The 23,715-nt window shown below is 72.5% G+C and carries 10 protein-coding genes and 2 pseudogenes; 5 read left to right on the top strand and 7 right to left on the bottom strand.

What is annotated here, in order from left to right; genetic code table 11:
* The first annotated feature begins 2 nt into the window (after positions 1-2).
* Together ACZ5WC_RS18085 and ACZ5WC_RS18080 are read left to right on the top strand one after the other, a co-directional pair.
* On the top strand, positions 3-989 hold the full coding sequence (locus ACZ5WC_RS18085; RefSeq protein WP_468542018.1) for a hydroxyacid dehydrogenase: 987 nt from the start codon (positions 3-5) through the stop codon (positions 987-989).
* Between the two features lie 36 nt (positions 990-1,025).
* A complete protein-coding gene (locus tag ACZ5WC_RS18080; protein WP_468541714.1) occupies positions 1,026-2,534 on the top strand; it encodes an HAD-IA family hydrolase in 1,509 nt (502 codons plus the stop codon).
* A 248-nt stretch (positions 2,535-2,782) separates the two neighbouring features.
* Here the strand turns inward: ACZ5WC_RS18080 and ACZ5WC_RS18075 are convergent.
* Positions 2,783-3,293 (bottom strand): annotated as a pseudogene (locus ACZ5WC_RS18075) (transposase); the annotation flags it as partial.
* A 145-nt stretch (positions 3,294-3,438) separates the two neighbouring features.
* Between ACZ5WC_RS18075 and ACZ5WC_RS18070 the strand changes: the two are divergent.
* Entirely contained in the window at positions 3,439-3,876 is a 438-nt protein-coding gene (locus ACZ5WC_RS18070; protein ID WP_468541713.1) for a glutaredoxin domain-containing protein, read from the top strand.
* Positions 3,877-3,979: 103 nt separating this feature from the next.
* Here the strand turns inward: ACZ5WC_RS18070 and ACZ5WC_RS18065 are convergent, their stop codons facing one another.
* The 3 genes from ACZ5WC_RS18065 to ACZ5WC_RS18055 form a co-directional block, all read right to left on the bottom strand.
* Positions 3,980-4,705, bottom strand: a complete 726-nt coding sequence (locus ACZ5WC_RS18065) for a dienelactone hydrolase family protein (protein WP_468541712.1) — start codon at positions 4,703-4,705, stop codon at positions 3,980-3,982.
* A gap of 179 nt (positions 4,706-4,884) precedes the next feature.
* A complete protein-coding gene (locus ACZ5WC_RS18060; RefSeq protein ID WP_468541711.1) occupies positions 4,885-5,742 on the bottom strand; it encodes a class II fructose-bisphosphate aldolase in 858 nt (285 codons plus the stop codon).
* 46 nt (positions 5,743-5,788) lie between these two features.
* Entirely contained in the window at positions 5,789-6,676 is an 888-nt protein-coding gene (locus ACZ5WC_RS18055; RefSeq protein ID WP_468541710.1) for an SIS domain-containing protein, read from the bottom strand.
* A 295-nt stretch (positions 6,677-6,971) separates the two neighbouring features.
* Here ACZ5WC_RS18055 and ACZ5WC_RS18050 point away from each other — a divergent pair, with 295 nt between their 5' ends.
* Entirely contained in the window at positions 6,972-7,736 is a 765-nt protein-coding gene (locus ACZ5WC_RS18050; protein WP_468541709.1) for an SDR family oxidoreductase, read from the top strand.
* Positions 7,737-7,904: 168 nt separating this feature from the next.
* Here the strand turns inward: ACZ5WC_RS18050 and ACZ5WC_RS18045 are convergent, their stop codons facing one another.
* Positions 7,905-20,681, bottom strand: coding sequence for an amino acid adenylation domain-containing protein (locus ACZ5WC_RS18045; RefSeq protein WP_468541708.1), 12,777 nt, complete (start codon positions 20,679-20,681; stop codon positions 7,905-7,907).
* A 303-nt stretch (positions 20,682-20,984) separates the two neighbouring features.
* Positions 20,985-21,314 (bottom strand): antibiotic biosynthesis monooxygenase family protein, encoded by a 330-nt coding sequence (locus ACZ5WC_RS18040; protein ID WP_096624240.1) that lies wholly within the window; start codon positions 21,312-21,314, stop codon positions 20,985-20,987.
* Positions 21,315-21,439: 125 nt separating this feature from the next.
* Between ACZ5WC_RS18040 and ACZ5WC_RS18035 the strand changes: the two are divergent.
* A pseudogene (locus tag ACZ5WC_RS18035) lies at positions 21,440-22,466 on the top strand (hypothetical protein); the annotation flags it as partial.
* Between the two features lie 453 nt (positions 22,467-22,919).
* Here ACZ5WC_RS18035 and ACZ5WC_RS18030 read toward each other — a convergent pair.
* Entirely contained in the window at positions 22,920-23,444 is a 525-nt protein-coding gene (locus tag ACZ5WC_RS18030; RefSeq protein ID WP_468541707.1) for a hypothetical protein, read from the bottom strand.
* Between the last annotated feature and the right edge of the window lie 271 nt (positions 23,445-23,715).

The raw sequence follows: 23,715 nt of genomic DNA, 5'->3' as shown, positions 1-23,715 counted from the left end.
CGATGAGCGGCGAGACCCGTGCGGCGGTCCTGGGCCCCGGGGCGCTGGACCGGATCGCCCGGATCGCCGACCTCGACCCCGGACTCCTCGTCACCGACTTCGACGCCGACGACCCGGCCCAGCGCGCCGGACTGCGCGACGCGGAGGTCCTGTTCACCGGGTGGGGCTGCCCGCCCCTGGACCCCGCAGCCCTGAGCGCCATGCCCCGCCTGCGGGCCGTGATCCACGCCGCGGGCTCCGTCAAGCACCACATCACCCAGGACGTCTGGGACCGCGGCATCACCGTCAGCACCGCCGCCACCGCCAACGCCCTCCCCGTCGCCGAATACACCGTCGCGGCGATCCTCCTGTCCAACAAGCACGTCCTGCACAGCGCCCGCCTCTACCGCGAGGAACGCTCCCACGTGAACCCCCTCACCCGGTTCCCGGCCATCGGCAACTACCGTCGCACTGTCGGCATCGTCGGCGCCTCCCGCATCGGCCGCCGCGTCGTCGAACTGCTCCGCCCCCACGACCTGCGCGTCCTGGTCCACGACCCCTACCTCGACCAGGACGACGCCCGCGCCCTCGGCGTCGAACGGACCGGCCTGGACGCCCTGGTCTCCCGCAGTGACGTCGTCAGCATCCACGCCCCCGAACTCCCGGCGACCCGGCACCTGTTCGACGCCCCGCGCCTCGCGCTGATGCGGGACGGGGCGACGCTCGTCAACACCGCACGCGGCTCGCTGGTCGACACGGAAGCGCTGGTGAAGGAGCTGGCCGCCGGACGCCTCAACGCGGTGCTCGACCACACGGAACCGGAGGTCCTGCCCCCGGACTCGCCCCTCTACGACCTGCCGAACGTGCTGCTCACCCCGCACATCGCGGGCTCCCAGGGCGGCGAACTCCACCGGCTCGCCGACTCCGCGGTCGACGAGCTCGAACGGTACGCCCACGGCCTGCCGTTCGCCCACGGGGTGGACCCGAGCACCCTGCACCAGCAGGCCTGACCCGTATCCGTACACCTGGAGCCGTGGGAGACCGCCATGTCCCGTACCCGCCGGGTGCTCGTCGTCGGCATCGACGGGGTGCGCCTCGACACCCTGAACCGCGTGAGCACCCCGCACCTCGACACGGTGGCCGGCGCGGGCTTCCTGGCCCCCGTGACCGTGGCGGAGGGCACGCCCACCATGTCGGGGCCGTGCTGGGCGACGACCGTCACCGGTGTGAGCGTCACCAAGCACGCCGTGTGGAGCAACGACCTCAGCGGCCACCGCCTCGGCGTCTTCCCTGACTTCGCCACCCGCCTGTCCCGCCAGGACGGCCGCCGCACCTACGTCGCGGCCGCCTGGGAACCCCTGGTCACCGTCGCCGACGGCGGCCCGATGTTCCGGCACCCCACCCGGCTCACCCACCACGCTCCGGCCGCCGACACCCCCGAGGCCTGGGAGCGGGCCGACGAGTCCACTGTGCGCGACGCGGTGAACATCCTGGCCCACGAGGACCCCGAGGCGTCCTTCGTCTACCTCGGCGCCCCCGACGAGACGGCCCATCACCTGGGCTGCGGGGCGGCCTACGAGGCGTCGATCGCGTCGGCGGACCGCCGCCTGGGCGACCTCCTCGCCGCCCTGCGCGCCCGTCCCTCCTGCGAACGGGAGGCCTGGACCGTCCTCGTCGTCACCGACCACGGGCACCGGGACGAGGGCGGCCACGGCGGCGGTAGCGCGGCGGAGCGCACCGCGTGGCTGGCCTGCGCCGGCCCGGACATCACGGCCGGGGCCCGCCCCGCCCGCCCGGTCCGGCACGAGGACGTCGCCGCCCAGGTGTACGCGGCCCTGGACCGTACGCCGGACGCCCACTGGACGCTCGACGGCGGCGCGGTGCCCACCGTGCCGCGCGCGGTGCTCCTCGGAATGGACGGCACGCTCGTCGACACCGAACCCCTCTGGCTGGAGGCCGCCCGGGAGGTGGCATCGGCGCACGGCCACGCCCTCACGGACGAGGAGGGCGCGGGGGTGCTCGGCCGCAACCGCGCCGACACGGCGACCCTCCTCGTACAGCTGTGTCCGGAGCCCACCACCCTCGCCGGACTGGAATCGGAACTGGAGGACACCTTCCTCGCCGCTGTGGAAGCGGGCGTACGACTCCGGCCGGGAGCCCGCGCGCTGCTGGACCGGCTGGTGCGGGACGACGTGCCCGCCGCCCTGGTGTCGGCCTTCCCGCGCAGGGTCGTGGACACGGTCCTGCGGGCGCTGGGTGGTGAGGTGTTCCGTACGACGGTGGCGGACGGCGAGAGCGACCGTTCGAAGCCCTTCCCGGACCCCTACCTGAAGGCGGCCGCCCGCTTGGGCCTCCCGAGCGAGGCCTGCCTGGCGGTGGAGGACAGCCCCGACGCTGTGGCCGCGGCCGAGGCGGCGGGCTGCCGGGTGCTGGCGGTCCCTTCGGCCGCGCCGATCACACCGGCCCCGGGCCGACGGGTAGAGCGCGACCTCGGGGTACTGCCGCGGGAGTGGGGAACGGCCCGGAGGAGGCGGGAACCGGGCACGCCTGCCTGACCTGAGCACGGCAAACGACGGGGGTCGTCAAGCGGTGTGCACCCGCTGAGCTTGCTGGCGCCTGGTCTATCTGCCCACGTCGCAACGGTTGGCGGGTTGCTGGTCTTTCGAGCCAAGTGGGCTTCACGGGAGGGTAGTTGAGGGTTTGGGGGAATGGCCCGGACTGTGCAGGTGAGGGCGGATGTTCCTGAATCCCCGGCGGACGCGGGCCGGGGTGAGCAGGGCGGGCTCGGCCCGCTTCTCCCAGGGGCGGCGGAGATCTCGGCGACATCATCTTCGGGGCCCAGGCGGACCGCGTGCAGCAGCTGGCCACGAGGTGCGGCCCTTCTCCAGCGCGGCGAGGAACGAGTAGGGCCAGCCGGGAATGAACTGGTCACTGGACCGTCCTGAGCGTCCGTAGACGTGGCAGAACAGCCGGTCGGGGCTCGTCGGCGCGTCCGGACGCAGTCACGGCGAGACACCGGCGGCCAGGACCAGGCGCCCGTCGGCGGCCTTGGGCCGCGGCAGCACGGCCAGTGCCCTGCGCAGCCTGTCCGCGTCGATGCGGCCCTGGTTGAGCGCGTCGTGCAACGCGCCGCGCCCACGCCGGTGTTCAGCCAGCAGCGTCAGGTCGACCGGCGAGGTCACCGGCCCGTTCCCGCAGAGCATCGCGTCCGTGACTTCGAACAACGTGTCACCGCGCCGGGTCAGGCATCCGGAGAAGTCCTCCCGAAGGTGGGACGTGAAGTCGAATGCCTCGTGCCGGGCATCGTGGTGCAGCGGACTCACCCCTGCGGCCTTCGCATGAGTACGGTTCTGTGACGGAACGCATGCTTATGCGGGGGCCGTCCCGCCTGTCCGGCGAATGCCCAGGTGAGCGGCCTGGTTCGAGGAGCATTTCGACTCATCGGTAGCCTGTGTCACCATGATGCGCGCTTGGACCTTGCCGATGCTGCTCGTACTCAGCGGCTCAGCCGTCGCGGCTGCGCAGATCTTCAAGGGGAGCCCCGGCACAGCCGCAGCACTCCTGCTGGCGTTTCTGGTGCTCGCCAGCGTGAACTCACCCCTGATCTTCCCGAGGTCGATCGGTGCGCAGGAGGCACAACGCCGCAGCGCGGTCGACGGCCGACCGGTCGTCTTCTGGCGGCCGGGCTGCAAGTACTGCATACGGCTGCGCATCCGACTGGGCCGCAGCGCCCGCCAGTTGCACTGGGTCAATATCTGGCGCGACCCGGCAGGAGCCGCAGCGGTGAGAGCAGCCAACGACGGCGACGAGACCGTGCCGACCGTCGTCGTGACGGGCCAGCCACACACCAACCCCGATCCCAGATGGGTGCGCGAACAGCTCTCCCCTCCCGAGTGATCAGAAACCCCGCCCTGCGGAGAGGCACCCGCAGACCCAACTGAAGCGCACAGAGGTCGAACGACGAGCTGAGAGCCTGTGAATAGACCGCAGTCTGCCCAGATCACTCGGTGATGGGCAGGCACTCGGCGAGCAGGTCGACGACGTCCCGCCAAGCTCGCTGCGCGTGCTGAGGGTGATGACCGACCCCCGGAAGCACGATGTGGTCGACCGGTGGGTGATGGAAGGCGTGCAAGGCGCCGCCGTAGACCACGAGGCGCCAGTCGACGCCCGCAGCCTGCATCTCGGCGGTGAAAGAGTCCCGTTGCGCGGGCGGCATGATCGGATCTTCCGACCCGACCCCGGCCCACACCGGGCAGCGAATGCGCGCCGTCTCGCCTGGTCGGCCCGTGGTCAGTCCGTTGACTGTCGCGATCGCGCGCAGGTCAACGCCGCCGCGCCCGAGTTCCAGCGCGATTGCGCCCCCGGTGCCGTAGCCGACGGCGGCGATCCGGTCCCGGTCGGTCCGCGGCTCGGCGCGGAGCACGTCGAGCGCCGCGTGGCCGATGCCTCGCATCCGGTCGGGGTCGGCGAGCAGCGGCATACAACGGGCCAACATCTCCTCAGGGTCGCCCAGATAGCGCCCGCCGTGGAGGTCGAAGGCCAGCGCCACGTATCCCAGCTCGGCGAGCGCATCGGCCCGGCGGCGCTCGACGTCGCTGAGCCCCACCCCCTCGGGCCCGAGCAGGACCGCGGGCCGTCGGTCGACACCGGCCGGGAGCGCGAGGTGCCCGATCATCGTCAGTCCGTCGGCCGCGTAGTCGATCGTGCGCGTTGTCACTGTCGTCATGAGCCTGGACTGTAGTGATCGTCGAGCCCGGGCGGGCCGGTGTTCTGCCGTGGGCAGAAGGCAGATCTCCGGCGTATTGCGGAACTCCCGTCAGCGGTTCGGATCAGAGCCTGTGAACAAACCGCCGTCCGCCCGAAGGGCGGGCGCACCGGACGCCGCTGCGCGCAGACGGGGTCTGTTCACAGGCTCTGAGGCAGCACGGCCATCAGCCGGGCCACCGTCCGGGCCATCGCGTCCCGGCCCTCCGCCAGATAGCGGCGCGGGTCCACGCCCTGATCATCCCGGGCGAGCCGGTCCCGTATCGCGCCGGTCATCGCGATGTTCAGCGCGGTACCGATGTTGACCTTGGCGATTCCGCCCGCCACGGCGCGGGCCAGCTCCTCGTCGGAGGCCCCGGACGACCCGTGCAGCACCAGTGGAACAGGCACGGCCGTACGCAGCCGGGCCAGCAGGCCGTGGTCGATGCGGGCGTCCCGCGAGGTCATGGCGTGCGAGGTACCGACCGCCACGGCCAGCGCGTCGACCCCGGTGGCCTCGACGAAGGCCCGCGCCTCCTCGGGGGCCGTACGGGCCCCGGGCGCATGGGCGTCGAGCGGAGCCTGCCCGTTCTTCCCGCCGACCTCCCCGAGCTCGGCCTCCAGCCAGAGACCCCGCTCGTGGGCCCAGACGACGGCGGCGCGGGTGGCCGTCAGGTTCTCCGCGTACGGCAGCCGGGCGGCATCGAACATCGCCGAGCTGAAACCGCAGTCCGCCGCCTGGTGCAGCAGCTCGACGGACTGCACATGGTCCAGGTGGAGGGAGACGGGGACGGCGGCCTGGTCCGCCACCTCCGCCGCGGCGAGGGCCAGCGGGCGCGCCCGCCCCCGGTGGTAGGCGACCGCGTTCTCGCTGATCTGGAGGATCACCGGCGCCCCCGCGGCCTCCGCGCCCTCGGCGATCGCTTCGGCGTGCTCCAGCGTGATGACGTTGAACGCGGCGACCGCACGCTGCTGTGCGGCGGCCTCGGCGACCAGTTCGCCGGTGGCGGCGGTGGGCATGGCAACTCCGGGTGAGGGTCCGTCAGAGGGTCCGTCAGGGGGGCGGTCAGGCCGTACTGCTGAGAATGACGGAACGGGTCAGATGGCGCGGCCGGTCCGGGTCGAGACCGCGAGCCTGTGCGATGGCGAGGGCGAGGCGCTGGACCCGGACGAGCTCGGCCAGCGGGTCGAGGCCGCCGGCCACCCATCGGGCACCGGTCGCGTGCACCTCGTCCATCAGCCCGGCCGGGGCCTCGCCGAGCATCCAGGTCGCGGTGGAGCGGGTGGAGATGCTGATGGGGCCGTGCCGGTACTCCATCGCCGGGTACGCCTCGGTCCAGGCCAAGGCGGCCTCACGCATCTTCAGCGCGGCCTCGTTGGCGAGGCCCACGCTCCAGCCCTGTCCGAGGAAGGTGAACTGACTGCACTCCACCAGCCCGACGGGCAGCGGCTCGGCGAGCGCCACCTGGGCGTCCTCGACGACGGCGTCGGTGTGCAGGCCGAGATGGGCGCGGAGCAGGGTCAGCGCCGAGGTCGCGAAGCGGGTCTGCACGACAGACTTCTCATCGGCGAACTCCAGTACGACCGTGTCATCGGCCATCGCGGCCATCGGGGTGTCGGGATCGCCGATCACCACCGTCCTGCGGGTCGTTCCGCCGAGCCGCCCGAGCAGACCGAGCACCTCGGTCGTGGTCCCGGAACGGCTCAGTGCCACGACCCGGTCGTAGGGCCGCCCGGCAGGGAACTCCGACGCCGCGAAGGCGTCGGTCTCGCCCTGGCCGCTGCCCTCGCGGAGGGCCGCGTAGGCCTGGGCCATGAAGTACGACGTACCGCACCCCACGACGGCGATGCGCTCGCCGGCCGCCGGAAGCCGGTGGGCGAGCCCGTCCGCCATGCCTGCGGCCACCTGCCAGCAGTCGGGCTGACTGGCCAGCTCCTGAGCCACGTACGTCATCTCGTCTCCCTGTCCCCGCGCTCCACCGACAGCATCGATGCTCGAAGCTGCATATTAGGCCAGTGTTTCAATCAGTATCAAGCAGCTGTGTGCAAGGGGCCGCACGGTCGGCGCGCACCGTCCGGCCCCGCACCCGCCCGGCCGACGCGCCCCGGGCCCAGGGGTGTTCGCACCCGCGTGCGCTCGCCCCGCTTCCGGCCGGCGCATCGCGGGAGCACATTTCGCCCCGGGGTGATGGGTAGGGTGGCTGCGCTTCGCGAAAACGGCGGAATGTTCGACGTAGGGGGATGGATTCATGGGTGCGTTGGCGGGAAAGGTCGCGTTGGTCACGGGTGCGAGCCGCGGAATCGGCCGGGCGATCGCCCGGCGGCTCGCACGTGACGGGGCCTTGGTCGCCGTCCATTACGGCGCGCGGAAGGAAGCCGCGCAGGAGGTCGTCGAGGAGATCGGGAAAGCCGGTGGTCAGGCTTTCGCGGTGGGCTCCCTGCTGGGAGTGGCGGGCGACGCCGAGGCGCTGTACGAGGCGTTCGGCGAGGGAATGGCGGACCGGGGCGAGGAACCGGTACTGGACATTCTGGTCAACAATGCCGGTGTCAGCGGATCCGGACGAATAGGAGACGCCTCACCGGAGAATTTCGACCGGCTCTTCGCGGTGAACGTGAAAGCACCGATGTTCCTTATCCAGCACGGTTTGACGCTGATGCGCGATGAGGGACGGATCGTCAACATCTCGTCGGCCGCAGCCCACCGGTCCTTTCCCGAGTCGGTGACCTACGCCATGACCAAGGGAGCGGTGGAGACCTTGACGCTTGCTGTGGCAAAGGAAGTGGCAGGGCGGGGCATCACGGCGAACGCGGTGGTGCCGGGCTTCGTGGAGACTGACATGAACGCCAGACGACGCGAGACCCCCGAGGCCACGGCGGCCCTGGCGGCGCACTCCGTGTTCGGACGCATGGGCCAGCCGGCGGACATCGCCGACGTCGTGGCCTTCCTCGCCTCCCAGGACGCACGCTGGGTCACCGGCCAGTGCATCGACGCCACAGGAGGCACCGCACTCTGAACCGCTGCCCGGCAGCCGGAGGGACTTCGTACTCAGCGTTCCACCATCTCCCTGGTCTGGTCGAACTGTTCGAGCAGCAAGCCCGATCGGTCGGTCCGTACGCCGCGGATCTCCATGCCTGGCTCCCATCCCCGCCGTGTCCCGCGCCCCGCGGCGCTCCCGCGGAAGCTAACGGCTCCCTCCACCGGGCGCGACCGCTTTACCCGCCCACGGAACCAGGGAGTCCATGTCGATCGCGTGGGTGAGCAGGTGAAGGGGTGCCGCACGTGTCCCGGTCGCCTCCGCCGCCTCCCAGTAGGCCAGGGCGGTGGTGCTGTCGACCGGGCCGCGGACGAGTGGAACGCCCGCCCCGGAGGCGTGGAGCAGGGACTCCAGGCGGCACGACGCGATCGTGCCGGGCAGCCACGGCTGTGCCGCGTACCCGTTCGCCGCGGCGGCGGGCAGCCCGTCGGCCACCTGCCGTTCGGTGGCGCCGACGGTCAACAGTCCGCCGCCCGCGATCAGGACATCCCTCGACCGCCCCATCCGGCCGATGGCGCGATGCGTGTCGAAGCAGTGCGGGAAGGAGTCGTCGATCACCGTCGTACCGGGTTCGAGGCGGTCGACGTCGAGGAGCGTGCCGCCCCCGCTGACCGCCGCCACGATCAGGCGCGCCCCGTACACCTTCCCCGGAAGCCCCCGATCCGATTCGATCACGTCCACCGCGCCGGCGAGCCCGCGCTCGCGGAGGCCCCCGGCGAGTTCCTTCAGGCGCGGTCCGGTGCCCCGTACGTCGCAGAGCAGCAGCCGGGCGGGCGGGCGGCCCGCCAGGCCGAGCAGGAGCTCCAGCGAGGACGAGCCGATCGAACCGAGGCCCACGAACGCCACGGTCAGGCCGGACAGTTCCTGCTGTCGCGCATCGAGTGCGGCGTGCACGGTCTTCACGACGGAGACGACGGTCGCCGCGTGCCCGGTGGTGACGGCGGCACCGGTCGTACCGGTGGCGCGCAGGACGTCGAACCCGTAACCGGTGAGCGACGGGATCATCCCGGCGAGAGACACGGACCGCGCGCCGAGCGACGAGGCGAGGTCCACACCGCGGGCGGTGTGCCCGAGCAGCGAGTCGCCGGGAGCGAGTTCGTCCGCGAACAGCGGGACGCACACGAAGCCCGACCGGCCCAACGGCGTACTCAGCGTTTCCAGGAGCCGCGGGCGGCCACCGGGGAAGAGCAGCGTCCGCAACTCCTCACGCGGCAGCGCCTCTTCCGGCAGCCCAGCCAGCCGCGCCAGCTGGACCGGGGACGGGAGGTAGCCGACGAGCGCGGCATCCATGCGCTGTTGGCCCGGGCCGGTGCCGGTGCCGGGGCGCGGGCCTGGGACCGGGCCGGGGCCGGGGCCGCTCGGGCGTCCGAGGGCACGGCCCTGGACACCTGCCGATGCATGAACCGACGCGGAGGAAGCCGCCGCGCGTGTCAGGTTCTCGCGCACCCTCTCCGCGAACGCCGCCAGCCCCTCCGGGGTGAACGCCGTTGCGGCCGCGCGGACGGTCAACCGCAGTCGCCCGGCGTCGAGGCGGGCCGACAGGAACACGTCCGTACCGACCGGAGGCGGTGTGTACGCGCTGTCCCCGTCCTCCTGGGCGACGCGCAACGTCCGTCCGCTCTCCGGCCCCAGGGCGGAGAAGTCCAGATAGGTGAAGAAGAACTGCGAGGCCAGGGGCAGCCCGTTGGGCAGGGACGGCACAGGCCCCTCGTGGGTCCGTGCCGCCGTGGCCTCGGCGGCGATCCGCCGCAGATCGTCCTCGAACGCCGCCTCGGCGGGCCGCCCGGACTCCGCCTCCGTACCGGCGGCCGGCCGCAGCGGCACAGCCGTGGCGTAGGGCCCGAACACCCGGTGGACATCGGGCAGAGCGGAATGATCCCTGCCGCTCACGGCCAGACCGAGCACCAGGTCCGCCCGGCCGGTCGCCGCCACGAGGGCACGGTAGTAGGCGGTCAGGACCGGGGCGTGGAGGGTGGTGCCGAAGCGGGAGGCGAGTCCGCGCAACTCCGTCACGTGACCGGCATCGACCACGAAGCTGTGGGCGTGGAACACCGGACGAAGGCCGCCCGGCACGACGCCTTCGGCCTCCCCCTCCTCTCCTGTCGCCCCGTTCCCGGAGCCGAGGACGGAGCCGAGGGCGGGGCGGGGGTAGGGAGCGCTGAGCCGCGCCCACCGGCCCCCGCCATCGCCCGCACGGTCGCTGGTGGCATCGGCCGCGTCCGTCCCGCCCGGCGTACCGGTCGTGTCCGCCGGTACGGCGGCACGCACGGCGTAGTCACGGAAGGTGCCGCGCAGCGGAGCCAGCACCGGCTGTCCGCCCTCGGCCGGCGCGTCGTACACGGCCATCAGCTCCCGTACGAGCAGGGCGGCGCTGTAACCGTCACCGATGATGTGGTGGGCGTGCACCGCGAGGACGTGCTCGTCGGGGGCGAGGGTGAACACCCGTAGACGCAGCAGGGGCCACGCCCAGAGTTCGAAGCGGCGTGCCCGCTCGGAGTCGATCCTCTCGTCCAGGTGGTGTGGTTCGGTGAGCGTCTCGAATTCGACCGGCAGGCGTAGTGAGGGCGGGAGTTCCTGCTGGACGACCGGGCGCGCCCCGGCGGGGAAGACGGTGCGCAGCATCGGATGACGGGCGACGAGGACGTCCACCGCGCTCTGGAAACGAGCGGTGTCCAGGGGGCCGAGCAGCCGCAGCCGGGTGAGCCAGGACGAGGTCGATCCGGGGGCGATGGCTTCGGCCAGCAGGAACCCCCGCTGGGTGGGCGTCAGAGGGAAGGGGCTGGGGCCGGGCCCGGGGCCTGGCCCTGCGTAGGAGAGCTCCCCAACGGCCGCCATGCCCGTATCGGCATCCGTTTCCGTGCCGGGCGTCGCGGAGGCCCCGTTGTCCACGGCGGTGGCGAGGGCCGAGAGGGTGCGGTGGCGGTAGATGACAGTCGGCCGGGGGAGCGGCCCGCCCGCCGCCCCCTCCAGCCGGGCGAACACCTCCAGGACGAGCAGGGAGTCGCCGCCCAGGGCGAAGAAGTCGTCCTCGCGGCACACGTCGTCGGTCCCGAGCAGCTCGGACCAGATACGTGCCAGCCGGATCTCCGTCGGCGTCCGTGGTGGCGTCCGCCGGGGCGTCTCCGCAGGCCCGGCCGACCCCGACGCCGCCGCGGGCCGGAGTGCGAGGAGCTGTCGGCGGTCGATCTTGCCCGTGCCCGTGAGCGGCAGGCTGTCGACCGAGGTGATCCGGGACGGAACCATGTACGGCGGCAGGGTCTTCCCGAGATGCAGCCGCAGCTCGACCGCGTCCGCGCCGGACGTCCCGGGCCTGGGCGTCACGAACGCGGTGAGGCGGCCGTCCTGGAGCAGGACGACGGCGTGCGTGACGTCCTCGTGCGTCTGGAGCACCGCCTCGATCTCACCCGGCTCGATGCGGTGACCGCGCACCTTCACCTGGTCGTCGAGCCGCCCGAGGAATTCCAGGTCGCCGTCCGCCGACCACCGCACACGGTCCCCGCTGCGGTACCAGCGCCGCCCCCGCCGCGTCGTGAACGCGGCCTCGGTCAGGTCCGGTTCGCCGAGGTAACCGGAGGTCAGGCCGATCCCGGCGATGAGCAGCTCACCGGCCTCACCGGCCTCACCGGGCCCGAGGGGCCGACCGTCGGGGCCGACGACCTCCACCTCCGTACCGGCCACCGGGCGGCCGATGGGCAGCCGCCGTACGTCGTCGCCGGGCCGGGCGCTGATGATGTGGCAGGTCGTGTTGATGGTCGCTTCGGTCGGCCCGTACAGGTTGGCGATGCGCTGACCGTCGCCCAGGAGGTCGAACCAGCGGCGCACATGAGCGGGCGGCAGAGCCTCGCCGCCGACATGAACCCACCGGAGCGCGCCCAGGTCCGGCCGCGGGCCGCCGCTGTGTATCCGCTCCTCGGCGGCGGTCAGCAACTGTTCCCACAGCGTCGGCACCGAGCTCCACACAGTGATCCGGGTGCGTTCGACGTGCCTCAGCAGAAGGCCGGGGTCGCGCAGCAGATTCCACGGCACCGCCACCACGGTCGCTCCGACGAGGAGGGGGGCCAGGAGCTGGCGGACGGAGGCGTCGAAGCAGATCGACGCCGTCTGGGCGAGCCGGTCGCGGGCGTCGTATCCGAAGGTGCCGATCGCCCAGTCGAGGTAGTTCTCCATCGACCGGTACGTGATGGGTACGGCCTTGGGGCGGCCCGTGGAGCCGGAGGTGAAGATGACGTACGCGATCGACTCCGCGTCGACGGCCCCCTCGGGCAGCTCCCGTACGTGGTCCTGCCCCTGTTCGGACCCTTGTGCGCACTCGGGGGCCGGTACGTCCACGGGCACCTGGGTGACGTCGGGCAGTGCGTCATTCGCCGCCCGGGTGGGGGCGTGGCAGAGCACCGTGCGCACACCCGTGCGGGCGATCTGGTCCGCGAGGCGCGCGGTCGGGTGCCCGGCGTCCAGCGGCACCCAGCCCGCCCCGGCCCGCAGGATCGCGACGACCGAGACGACGGTGTCCGCGCCGGGTTCGGTGAGCAGCCCGACGAGGCTTCCCGGGGTGACGCCGTGGGCTACGAGCCGGGCGGCGACCGAGCGGGAGGCCTGGTCGAGTTCCGCGTACGTCAGGGTGCCGGTCCCGGTCCCGGTCCCGGTGCCGGTCCCGGTCCCGGTGTCGACGGCGACCGCGTCCGGGGTGGCCCGGAACCGGTCGAGCAGCCGCCGCACGAGGGTCGCCGAGGAGCCGGAGCCGGAATCGGACGGTGTCCCGGCGGCAGCCGTCAGCTCGTCGTGGAAGTCACGGTCGAGCCGCGCCACCGTCGCCGGATCGAAGAGGCGGACGGGGAAGTTCCACGAGAAGCGCAGGATCGGCCCGTCCTGCCAGCACAGCAGGCTCAGCCGGGTCGCGGGGGTGCCGGTTCCGGCCGCGGTCGGCCGTACGGTCACGGGGCACCGCTCGTCGAGGGCGGCCGGAAAGCGCGCGAAGCTGAAACCCGCAGGGCTCACGGTCCGGAGCCCGTCTCCGGTGAGTCCGGCCGGCACCAGCCGGGCCAGATCGAGGCTGGTCGGCGCGGCGTGCTGTTCGCTCTCCAGCCATACCCGCCCGAGCCGCTCGGCCAGCGCCCACACCGACTCGTCCGGGTCCGTTTCGCACAGCAGCGGGAGGGTGTCGGCCAGTGGCCCGACCAGCCGGTCCACACCGGCCAGTCGGACGTCCCGCCGCGCGCGGGCGACGTTCACCGCGATCTCTCGCTGCCCGCTCCACCGGGCCAGACACCGCACATGGACGGCGAGCAGCAGGTGGAACAGGCTCACACCGTGCGCGGCGGCCCGCTCCTCCAATGCGCCGGTCAGCACCGCGTCGAGGGCGCTCTGGTGGGTGGTCAGGGGAGGTGCCGGAAGAGCGGACGGATCACCGTCGTACGGCAACGGCAGCCGCGGTGCTTCACTCCGGGAGGCCAGCCGGTGCGCCCAGTAACGCCGATCGGCGTCGAGGGCCGCCGCACCGGCCGAGGAGGCACGCTCCTCGGCGGCAGCGAAGGCGTACCCGGCGAAATCCGTTCCGGGAGCGGGCAACGCGGGCTCGTCCCCGTGGGCGAGGGAGGTGTAGAGCGACCAGAGCTCCTCGCCGAGGATGTTGAGGCTGTAACCGTCCCCGACAGCGTGATGGATGACCAGCAGCAGATGGGCCAGCTCGGAGTTCTCCCGTACGAGGACGGCACGTACGGGAGGCTCGGAGGAAAGGTCGAACGGCCGGTTGCACAGGGCGGTCTCCAGCTCCTCGACGCGGCCGCCGCCCCCGTCACGTACCGCGTACCAGGCAGTGACGTCGACGGCGGGCGCGACGTACTGCTGCGGCCGCGTCGTACCGCTTCCTTCCGTACCGCTCCCGTCCGTACCGCTCTCGTCCGTACCGCTCTCGATGCGGATGCGCAGCATGGAGTGCCGGTCGGCGAGCAGGGCGAGGGCCCGGCCGAGGAGCCCGGTGTCCAGAGGGCCGCAGACGGTCTGGCGGACGTAACCGTGGGCGGGGACGTCCGGATGGAGCCGACTGCTGGTGTGGAGGGCCAGTTGGACGGGGGTGAGCGGGAACGGTACGCCCTCGGGGGCGGGTTCCCGGCCGGGAGGCAGCCCGCGCCCCGATGCGCAGGGGGATTCCGGTGACGGGGCGTCGAGGTGCGCGGCCAGCTCGCGCACGGTCCGGTACTCGAAGAAGAGGGTGGCGGGCAGCGCGGTGCCCCGCTCCCGTTCGAGCTGCCTGACCAGGTCGACGGCGGCGAGTGAGTCGAGGCCGAGGGTGAGGAACGGTTCGTCGTCCGGAATCTCGGCGGGAGAGAGCCGCAGCGCCGCGGCCAGGAGCCTGCGCAGCAGGGCAGCGGTGTCCGTGCCGGAGCCGGTCGTTCCCTCCCCGGCCATGGGCGACGGCCGGGGCTGTGCGTCCGGTACGAACCCGGGTGTCGTGCCGCGCACCGGAACCGTCCCGGCCGGTCGCTCCGGGCGCCCGGCGGGCGGGGGAGAGTACGCGGAGGAGGACGCGAGGTCGGCGAGGACGAGCTGCGCCGCATCGACTCCCCATGCCGTACGGAGAGCGGCCAGCGCGGGCGCGGTGGCCACGGGCCGCCCGCCGGGCCGCGACACGACGGAGGCGCGCGCCCCCGGACTCGTACCGGGCACAGCCCCCGCCCCTGCCCCTGCCCCCGTACTGAGGCCTGCGGCCATGCCGGTCTCGGCGAACGCGGCGAGGTTCACGGACTGCCAAGGGCGGCCGGACGCCCGCTCCGCGGCGGCGAACGCGTCGAGGAAGGCGTTGGCCCCGGCGTAGTCCCCCAGAGCGCCCGCCAGACCGGGCAGGACGGCGGAGACGGAGGAGAACGCCACACAGACCGCAGGGCGCAGCCCGTGCCGCCGCAGAGCCAGTGAGAGCAGCAGACTGCCACGCGTCTTGGCGGCCAGAGCCGCCGCCGCCTCCTCGCGGGTCCTGCTGCGCAGGGTGCCGGGCCGCATGACTCCCGCCGCGTGGAAGACGGCGTCCAGGCGGGGCAGTGCGGCGATCAGGGCGTCGACGTCCGGCTCCCGCGACACGTCGGCCATGTGGTAGCGGACGGTGGCCCCGAGTGCGCGGAGTTCCTCGGCCAGACCGGTGGGCAGACCGGGGGAGCGCCCGGCGAGCACGAGTGTCGGCCGCCCCTTCGAGGCCAGGTCGCGGGCGAGTGCGGCTCCGATTCCGCCGCCGCCCCCGGTGATGAGGAAGGTGCCGTCCGGCGGGAGCGTGGCGCTCCCCGGCGTGAGTGAGGACGGTGGGGAACCTGTCGATGTCGAGGAGCCGCCGGGAGGAGGTACGTCGGCACGGGCCAGCGGCGGGACGGCGCGGGTGAGCCTGCGCCCCGCACGCCACGCGATGGTCCCGGCCTCCCCGGGAGTGCCGTCCGCCCTCAGCTCGGCGAGCACGGCCTCCAGCCGCAGGGCCGGGGTGTCCAGCGAGCAGAGGTCGACGCCGATGGCCGAACTGCCCGGCGTCTCCTGGGGAACAGCCAGCAGAAGCCCGGTGAGGAGGGCATGGGCGGGTCGCGGCCTCTCGGGTGTGGCCCCCGTGGTGTGAACGTCCTCGGTGAGGACGAGCAGCCGGCTCGCGCCGGTCTCGTCGAGGTGAGCGAGCGCCGTGTCGAAGGCCGCCAGCGCGGCGTCCTGGGCGCGGTTGAGGGTCTCGCCGTCGTGCTGCTCCGGAGCGGGACCGGCCACCAGGACCACGGCGTCCGGTTGCCCGTCCGCGCTGCCGTACACCTGGATGTCCTCGGCGGCGAGCTGCGCGGAGAGGGCGTTGACAGACGCGGTGTCAGGACCCGTCAGGAGCACCGATCGTACGGCTGCCGGGGGCCCGGTCAGCGGAGCGTCCTGCCACTGGACCCGGTGCAGCAGCGGGCTGGTGGGCGGGTCCGCCCAGTACCGGGTGCGCTGGAAGGGGTAGGTGGGCAGGGGGACCATGCGGCGGTCGGCGTCGAGCGCGGTACGGTCCAGGGGCACACCGCTCGACCACAGTCGTCCGACGGTCTCCAGAAGCGCCCCGCGCCCGAGATGCCCGTCACCGGGAGCCGAAGCGGAGGACGAGCGGCTGTCGGAATCCGCAGACAGGGCGGACATCACGACGACTCGGCCACTGCGGCCAGAGCCATCACTAACATCACCGCTGGCGGCTCTGGCGGCTCTGGCGGCTCTGGCGGCTCTGGCGGCTCCGGAGTCACCGGTAGCACCGGCGGCTCCGGAGCGCCCACCGTCACCACCACGGCTCGCGGCACGGACCGCACCCAAGAGCGTCCCGCCCCGCCCCAGCTCCACGAACGTGTCGTAACCCTCGCTGGCCATGCGCTGCACGGCGTCCCCGAGCCGCACCGGCCGCAGGGCGTGGTCGCGCAGGTAGTCCGGGTCGAGGACCGGCTGCCAGGCGCCGGTGACCGTGCTCATCAGCGGGGTGGACGGGGTATGAGGGGTGAGCTTCCGCGCCGCGTCGGCGAGCCGTTCCGCGATGGGCCGCATAAGCGGTGAGTGGAAGGCCCGGGAGACGCTCAGGCGGCGTACGGGAACGCCCTGAGCGTCGAGGTCGCGGGCGGCGCGTTCCACAGCCGGAACGCCGCCGGAGAGGACCAGCAGCCCAGGACCGTTGTACGCGGCCACGACGAGGGCCCCGCCGGACTCAGCGACCACCGAGGCAACAGCCTCCTCGCCCCCACGGACGGCGAGCATCGCACCGTGCTCGGTGAACTCGTCCATGAGGCGGCCGCGTTCGGCCGCGAACCGTACGGCGTCCGCCAGACTCAGCGCCCCGCTCACACAGGCCGCGGCGATCTCCCCGACGCTGTGCCCGGCGACCGCGTCGGGCTCCACGCCCCAGCTCCGCAGCTGACGGGCGAGCGCCACCCCGGAAGCGACCAGCAACGGCTGCGCCACATCGGTCATGGCGGCGAGGGCCTCCGCCTCCCCGTCCGGATCCAGGCCCCAGGCCAGCAGAGGCCGCCCCCGCACCGGACCGAGGAGCGCGGACGCCTCGTCGAGCGTGTCCCGGAACACCGGTGCCGTCCGGTACAGGGCGCCGCCCCGGTCGGGGAAGTGCGCCCCCTGCCCGGGAAAGAGGAAGACCACGCGCGGCTGGGACAGGGCGGGACGCCCCGCAACAGACGCAGCAGACGCAGCGGGTGAAACAGGTGAAGCAGATGTAATGGACGAAGTGGGCACAACGGGTGCAGTAGGTGCAACAGACGCAGCAGACGCGTCGGCGAGCCGGCCCCGCAGGTCTCCGTCCGCGACGAGAGCGAGGCGATACGGACCGTCGTCCCGGGAGGTGCTCGCCGTCCGGCAGACGTCCCCTTCGCCCAACTGCGGGTGACGGTCCAGGTGGTCGGCGAGCTGCGAAGCCGCCGCCCGCAGCCCGGCCGCGCTGCGGGCCGAGAGGGTCAGCAGGTGGGGCCCGTCGTTCGTACGGTCGAGCCCGGTGCGGGTCGGTGGGGGCGGGGCCTGTTCGAGGACGGCATGGGCGTTGGTGCCGCCGAAGCCGAAGGCATTGATCCCCGCGACGAGCGGCCCGGCCGACGTCCAGTCGTGGGCCTCGGTCACCACGGAGAAACCGGCGGCCGCGAGGCCGGGGGAGGGCGGCGTGTGATGGAGCGAAGGGGGCAGCTTGCGATGGCCCAGAGCCAGCACCACCTTCACCAGGGCGGGCAGAGCGGACGCGTTCAGCAGATGACCGATGTTCGTCTTCACCGAACCGAGCAGCCGCGGTTCGCCGCCGGGTCGTACCGGAAACGCGTGGGCGAGCGACCGCAGCTCGATCGGATCGCCCACGGCTGTGCCCGTTCCGTGAGCCTCCACGTAGGTCACCGATGCCGGGTCGACGCCTGCCTCCTCGTACGCCCGGGTGATGACCTCGCGCTGGCGCAGGGGGTTGGGGGCCATGAGGCTCAAGGACCGGCCGTCGTTGTTGACGGCCGTCGCGCCGACGACCGCGAGCACGGGGTCGTCGCCGAGCAGGGCCGCGTCCAGGCGGGTCAGGACGAGGGCTGCGCCGCCCTCACCGGGCACGAAGCCGTCGGCATCGGCACTGAAGGCCCGGCAGCGCCCGGTGGGGGAGAGGGACTGCGCCTCCTCCAGCAGGTGGTGACCGGTGGACGTGAGGTGCAGGTTGACCCCGCCGACGACGGCGAGGTCGCACTCCCCGTCCAGCAGGCTGCGCCGGGCCAGATGCAGGGCCACCAGCCCCGAGGAACAGGCGGTGTCCACGGCGAGCGCGGGACCGTCGAGGTCGAGGCTCTGGGAGACGCGGGCGGCGATGAGGTTGGGCAGGTTGCCCGTGAGCGAGGCGGGCAGCGGAGACCCGTCGGCCGAGGCGCGGTCCAGGACCGCCCGGTAGCCGCTGTCGCCGACGGCCGCGAAGACCCCGATCCTGCGGCCGCGCCGACGGGGCCCCGCGTAACCGGCACGTTCGAGGGCCTCATGGGCGAGTTCGAGGAAGAGCCGGGCCTGCGGGTCGAGCGCGCGGGCCTCGTCGTCACCGATGCCGAAGTACGCGGCGTCGAAACCGGCGGTGTCGTCGAGGAACGCGCCCCAGCGTTGTCGCTGTCGCTGTCCGTCAGGGCCGTCCGGAGTCGCCTCGCTCTGCCCGGCAGCGCCCCAGCGCCCTTCCGGTACGGGGGTTACGGCGTCGTGCCCGTCGGTGAGCAGGTCCCAGAAGGCGTCGAGGGTGTCGGCGCCGGGGAAACGGCAGGCCATTCCGATGACGGCGGTCGCAGGGGCGGGGGAGCCATGCGGACCGGCCCCGTCGTTGTCACCTTCCATGGCACGCGGCGGTACGGCGTTTCCCTCGGCCCGGGACTCACGCTCCCCGGCCCGGGACCTCGGTGCGACCGTCAGGAGGTGGGCGGCGAGTTCCGCGACCGTTCCGTGGTCGCGGATCACCGCGGGTGGGAGCGTCACGCCGAACGCCTCCTCCAGCGCGACCAGGACCTCCATCGCCTTGAGGGACGTCCCGCCGAGGCTCCCGAACCGCTCGTCGCGGCCGACCGCCGGTGCAGGCAGCCCCAGCACCCGCGCCCACACGTCCCGCACGACGGCTTCGGCCTGGGCCCGAGGGAGAGGTGCCTCGGCCCTCGAAGTGGGCGTTTCCGTACGTGCTCGGGGGGACGCAGTCGCCCGCGAAGAGCCCGCTTCCACGCAAACGGAAGCCACGGAAGCCGCAGAAGATACGGAAGCCGCAGAAGAAGTGGAAGCTACAGAAGGTACGGAAGCCGCAGAAGGTATGGAAGAGACTGCCGCCGCTCCCAGACCCCCCGCCCCCCAGGCCCCCGCCTCGAACCGCTCACGCAACCGCTGCCGTTGCAGCTTCCCGCTCGTCGTCCGGGGGAACGCCCCCGGGGGCAGCGTCAGCACCCGCACATCGTCGTGCAGCAGCGCCTCACGCACACGGGCGGCGACCCGTTCCAGAACGTCCGGCGCGTCGTGCGGCGGCCGGGCCCAGGGAACGAACACCACGACCCGTTCCCCGCCGCTCACCGGATCGGTCGAACCGATCACCGCGGGAGCACCGGCAGGCAGCCCGGGTGTCGCCGCCGCGATCTCTTCCATGTCCGGGGCATGGAAGGTACGGCCGTTGAGGAACAGTACGTCCTTGTGGCGTCCCGTCACGCACAGCCGCCCGCCCCGCAGGAACCCGAGATCACCGGTGCGCAGCCACCCGTCGGCGAAGGCCCCGGCGCTGACCTCGGGGAGGCCGTGGTAGCCACGGGCCAGCTGCGGACCGCTCACCATGATGTGCCCGACCCGCCGGTCCCCCAGAACGGAGTCCGCGTCGTCGACGATCCGCACGGTGCACCCCGCCACCGGCACGCCGACGTCCATCAACTCGACGGCTCCTGGGCCGGGTTCGGCGTCGACGGCCTCCCCGACGCTCAGCGCCTCACGGTCCAGGACCAGCGGCTCGGCGACCTCCCCCGGCGGCGGGAACGTCACCGCCAATGTGGCCTCCGCGAGCCCGTAGACCGGCTGGGCAGCCGCCGGGGCCAGCCCCGTCGGACGCATCTTGCGGGCGAAGTCGCGCCACACCGCGGGCGCGATCGGCTCCGCCCCCACCAGGATCAGCCGGACGCCCGACAGGTCCAGCCCTTCGACGACCTCGTCGGGAACGCGTCGTACGGCCAGAGCCAAGGCGAAGTTGGCCGCGGAGAGCACGGTGGCCCGGTGCCGGTCGGCCACCTCGAACCACATCCGGGGCCGCTTGGCGAACGACAGCGGCCCGATCTTCACCTGCTTGGCGCGGGCGGCCAGGGGCGCGAGGTGCGTACCGATGAGCCCCATGTCATGGAAGTACGGCATCCAGCTGACCACCACGTCCTCGGCGCCGAGTGCGGAGGCGCCGCGTATCTGCTCCAGGTTGGCCAGCACCGCGCCGTGCGTCACCTCCACCCCCTTGGGCCTACCGGTGCTCCCCGAGGAGAACTGCACGAACGCGACCTCGTCCTGCCCGGCGTTCCCGGTCGCAGGCTCAGGTAGCTCCGGCCCTTCCCGCAGCGCATCGAGGCTCAAAGCACTTACACCGCCGGGTAGTTCACCGGCAAGCGGCGCGTTGGCCGCATCCACGACGACGGGAGGCCGGCCCAGGTGCTCCCAGACCGGCAGGACTCGCCGGGCATCCGGGGCCAGCGGTACCGGAACGAGACCGGCCGCTAGCGCACCCCAGAACATCGGCTGGAAGTCCTCGCTGCGATCGGCGAGCAACGGCACACAGGTACCCGGCGCGACCCCCGCTTCCCGCAACCCGCCCGCCACCCGCAACGCATCGTCCAGAAGCTCGCGCAGAGTGACGGTCAGCTCGCTGCCGTCACCGCGGACATGGACGACGACCTGCCCGGGAGCCTCACGGACCGCGCCCAGCAGTACATCCAGCAGTGTCATGTCGTGGTCCACCGGTCCGTCGGTCCGTTCTTCACGCACGCGCGGCAACGCACGCACTGATCGAATTCCCCGGAATGATCATAAAAACGTGCTGATCGCGAGGAGTCCACCGACGGGAGGAGAGGACCTGCTCCTTGAGACTGACGTCCGCACAAGGGTGCGGCGAGGAGTGGAGAGGGGTGGTGAGGAGCGGCAAGAGGAGTGGCGATGGGCGAAAGAGGCGGCAGCAGGGGCCCGCCCTTACCGGGCGAGCCCCGTACTCACAACTCACACCACCGGACCGACTACGCGCCGGTCGACCGACTACGCGCCGGTCGGCGCGGCCTGCTGCACGACCTCGAAGGACCATACGGTGGAGCCGCTCGCCGCGGGCTTCGGCCGTTCGCCGCTCCCGGCGTCGCCGCCCTGATGGGCCGCCTTCATGGGGCCCTCCATCCATGCCTGGAAGGATGCCTCGTCGCGCCAGCGCGTGTAGACGAGGTAGTCGTCCGTTCCTTCGACGGGCCGGAGAAGCTCGAACCACTCGAACCCGTCGGAGTTCTCCACCGCGTGGGCCCGCGAAGCGAAGCGCTTCTCCAGCGTCTCGCGTTGTTCCTGGGGGACGGTCAGCACATTGATCTTGACTACGCTCATGGCCTCATCCTGCCGTACGAGGCCCGGCGGGCGGAGCAGCGGCCCCCGGCCGACGCGGCGGACGAAATCCCGTTGGCCCGCCGTGGACGAGCTGCGACGATACGCCCTTCCCCAACGGAGGACATTTGTTCGTTTTCGTGTGTGCGGGGTGCGGTGCCGATCTCACCGCCCCACTGTCCCAAGTCGTCCTGCCGGTCCACGCTCATCAGACGTACGGGAACGGGATTCAGCTTCAGGCACTCATGGAGCCGGGCACGTCCGCCGTGGACCCGGAGCCCTGGGGGACCGGCCCGACAGCGCGCCCGGCGCGATCGTCATCGCTCCCGGAGACACCCGGGGCACCCTGCTGATCCCGGAGAAGGGCGGCGGCTGCTGTTGCGGCCTCGTCGGGACCGACGGCCCCAACGTGGTCTGCGAGGCGTGCGGCCTGCCTGTGGCGAGCAGGATCGACGACTGCTCGCTCTGGCAGTCGGCGCGGCTCGCCCCGCACGCCGTGCACCGCACCCGAGTGGACGACATCGACGACGTACCGCTCTCGTGGGCGGAGTCGAGGGCGGAAACGAAGGGCACACCTCCGTTCCAGCCGATCACCACCTGGGGGACGCGCCCGGAGTCCCGCTGGTGGTCATGGAGCCCGCAGTGGGAGGCAGCGGCAGACCGGGCTCTCGCCCACCTGCTGGCGGCCTCGCAAGGCCGACCGGTCACCGTCCCGGACGGCCTGACCGGGAAAGTGTTCCAACGGGCTCTCGACGCCCTGCTGCCCGCAGGCCCGCCGCCGATCCAAGCCGCCCTGGCCGGACCCGGACCGCCCGCCCCCGACGCGGGCACCGACATCCTCCTGGCCCCGGTCCAACCGCAGACGGGGGAGCCCGGACAGCGTCCGGCCCGCAGGCGTCGGGATACCCGGTGCCGCTCCCGTACGGAGTGTGGCGGTGGCTGGCGTTCCCCGAGCCGGACCTCTCCCTCCCCGCATCCGGCAGCATGCCCGACGGCGTCCTCCGCGACGACCCACCCCTTCTACGCCCTCCTTCCCTCTTCCGGACCGATGCCGAGACGTTCCGCCACACCATGGCGCGGCTACCGGCCATCCACAGCCCGTGGCTGCGCGAGATCCTCGATGACGTCCCCCGTCACCTGGGCGCCCGCATCTTCCAGTTCTCCGAGTCAGGAATTCTGTCCAGATGTGAGGCGAGGCGTTCGAGCATCTCGTCTGCGGTCTTGGTCCAGATGCAGGGCAGGCCTGGGGCCGGTGTTCCAGGCCGTGATCCAGGTGCGGATGTCCAGCACGAGGTGGACGTCGAGACCGGCCCGGACCTCCCGGTAGAGCTTGATGAGGAACTTGTTGAACTCCGCAGCCCTGTGGCGGCGGTGCAGGGAACGGGTGACCCTTGCCGGTGGCGACCTCCAAGGCGGCGGAGAGCGTCCTGGTCACCAGCGCGGCCACCTGCTCGTCGGTCATTGCCCGGGGACCGCCCGAGCGGGGCATGTCTCCCAGGCCGGCGATCCGATGCCCGACGAAACGCGCCCGCCAACGGCCCACCGCCTGCGGCGTCGAGCCGAGCCGGGCAGCGACGTCCTGAACAGAATCCTGACTGACTCAGATGACTAGCCGACCTGCTGCAATTCCCAGTAGTGCGGTTCGATGGGTACCCGCCTCACCTCGACACGACCGGTTACCTCAGGAATGTCGACCACCTTCCCCCACGATTCGGATCGATCGCCGGGGGTGTGCTCGATGTCGGCCCACACCACGCTGCCGGGCCCGGCGGAGCCGAAGGACACGGTCCACTCGGCGTACTTGTCGGCGCAGGAGCCGGTGACCCTCACCTTGTAGGCCGTGTTCACGCCCAGGCAGGTGAGCGGGTTCGAGCCCGGCGTCGAGACTTCCATCGTCCCGTTGGGGCGCTTGCGCACCTGCCAGTTCGCCGAGGTCGACGCGGTCTCCGTGCAGGCGCCCAACTCGACCGAGCCGATGCTCGCGTGCGATTTGGGCCAGACCAGGCACTTGCCGTCCTGCAGAGCAGCGAACCGGTAGACCCCGTCGACAACCGGGGCGGCGTAGGCTGGTTGAACAAGGGTCGCCGTGGCTGCAGCCACGGCGGCCAGGACTGCGATGACGCGTGAACGCATGGGAAAGGGGCTCCTCTGAACAGCGGTGGTCGCGCCGATCACCGGCGCGGACGCGGTCGATGCACGCTCCGCCGGGGTGGCGGCGGCACCAAATCCTGGACCACCGGCCCGCCCGGCAGCAGTCCGTGCCGGGAGCTGTCACCCGCCTGGTTGAGCCGCGACACCCGATGGTGTGGCGGCCTGTCGTCGTCGGCTTCGGCCCGACCGCGCAGCCGGGGGGCGTCTTTCAGCAGCCTGAGCTGCGGTGCCACTCCAGCCGCTGGCCCAGGCC

This window comes from Streptomyces sp. NPDC033165, from assembly GCF_055577965.1.
This window is presented reverse-complemented; position numbering and strand designations above follow the sequence as displayed.

What these genes read in the sequence shown, in the direction of transcription:
- ACZ5WC_RS18070 (WP_468541713.1), top strand. Translation starts at nt 3,439, where the DNA reads ATGATGCGCGCTTGGACCTTGCCGATGCTGCTCGTACTCAGCGGCTCA.
- ACZ5WC_RS18065 (WP_468541712.1), bottom strand. Translation starts at nt 4,705, where the DNA reads ATGACGACAGTGACAACGCGCACGATCGACTACGCGGCCGACGGACTG.
- ACZ5WC_RS18060 (WP_468541711.1), bottom strand. Translation starts at nt 5,742, where the DNA reads ATGCCCACCGCCGCCACCGGCGAACTGGTCGCCGAGGCCGCCGCACAG.
- ACZ5WC_RS18055 (WP_468541710.1), bottom strand. Translation starts at nt 6,676, where the DNA reads ATGACGTACGTGGCTCAGGAGCTGGCCAGTCAGCCCGACTGCTGGCAG.
- ACZ5WC_RS18040 (WP_096624240.1), bottom strand. Translation starts at nt 21,314, where the DNA reads ATGAGCGTAGTCAAGATCAATGTGCTGACCGTCCCCCAGGAACAACGC.
- ACZ5WC_RS18030 (WP_468541707.1), bottom strand. Translation starts at nt 23,444, where the DNA reads ATGCGTTCACGCGTCATCGCAGTCCTGGCCGCCGTGGCTGCAGCCACG.
- ACZ5WC_RS18085 (WP_468542018.1), top strand. Translation starts at nt 3, where the DNA reads ATGAGCGGCGAGACCCGTGCGGCGGTCCTGGGCCCCGGGGCGCTGGAC.
- ACZ5WC_RS18080 (WP_468541714.1), top strand. Translation starts at nt 1,026, where the DNA reads ATGTCCCGTACCCGCCGGGTGCTCGTCGTCGGCATCGACGGGGTGCGC.
- ACZ5WC_RS18045 (WP_468541708.1), bottom strand. Translation starts at nt 20,681, where the DNA reads ATGACACTGCTGGATGTACTGCTGGGCGCGGTCCGTGAGGCTCCCGGG.
- ACZ5WC_RS18050 (WP_468541709.1), top strand. Translation starts at nt 6,972, where the DNA reads ATGGGTGCGTTGGCGGGAAAGGTCGCGTTGGTCACGGGTGCGAGCCGC.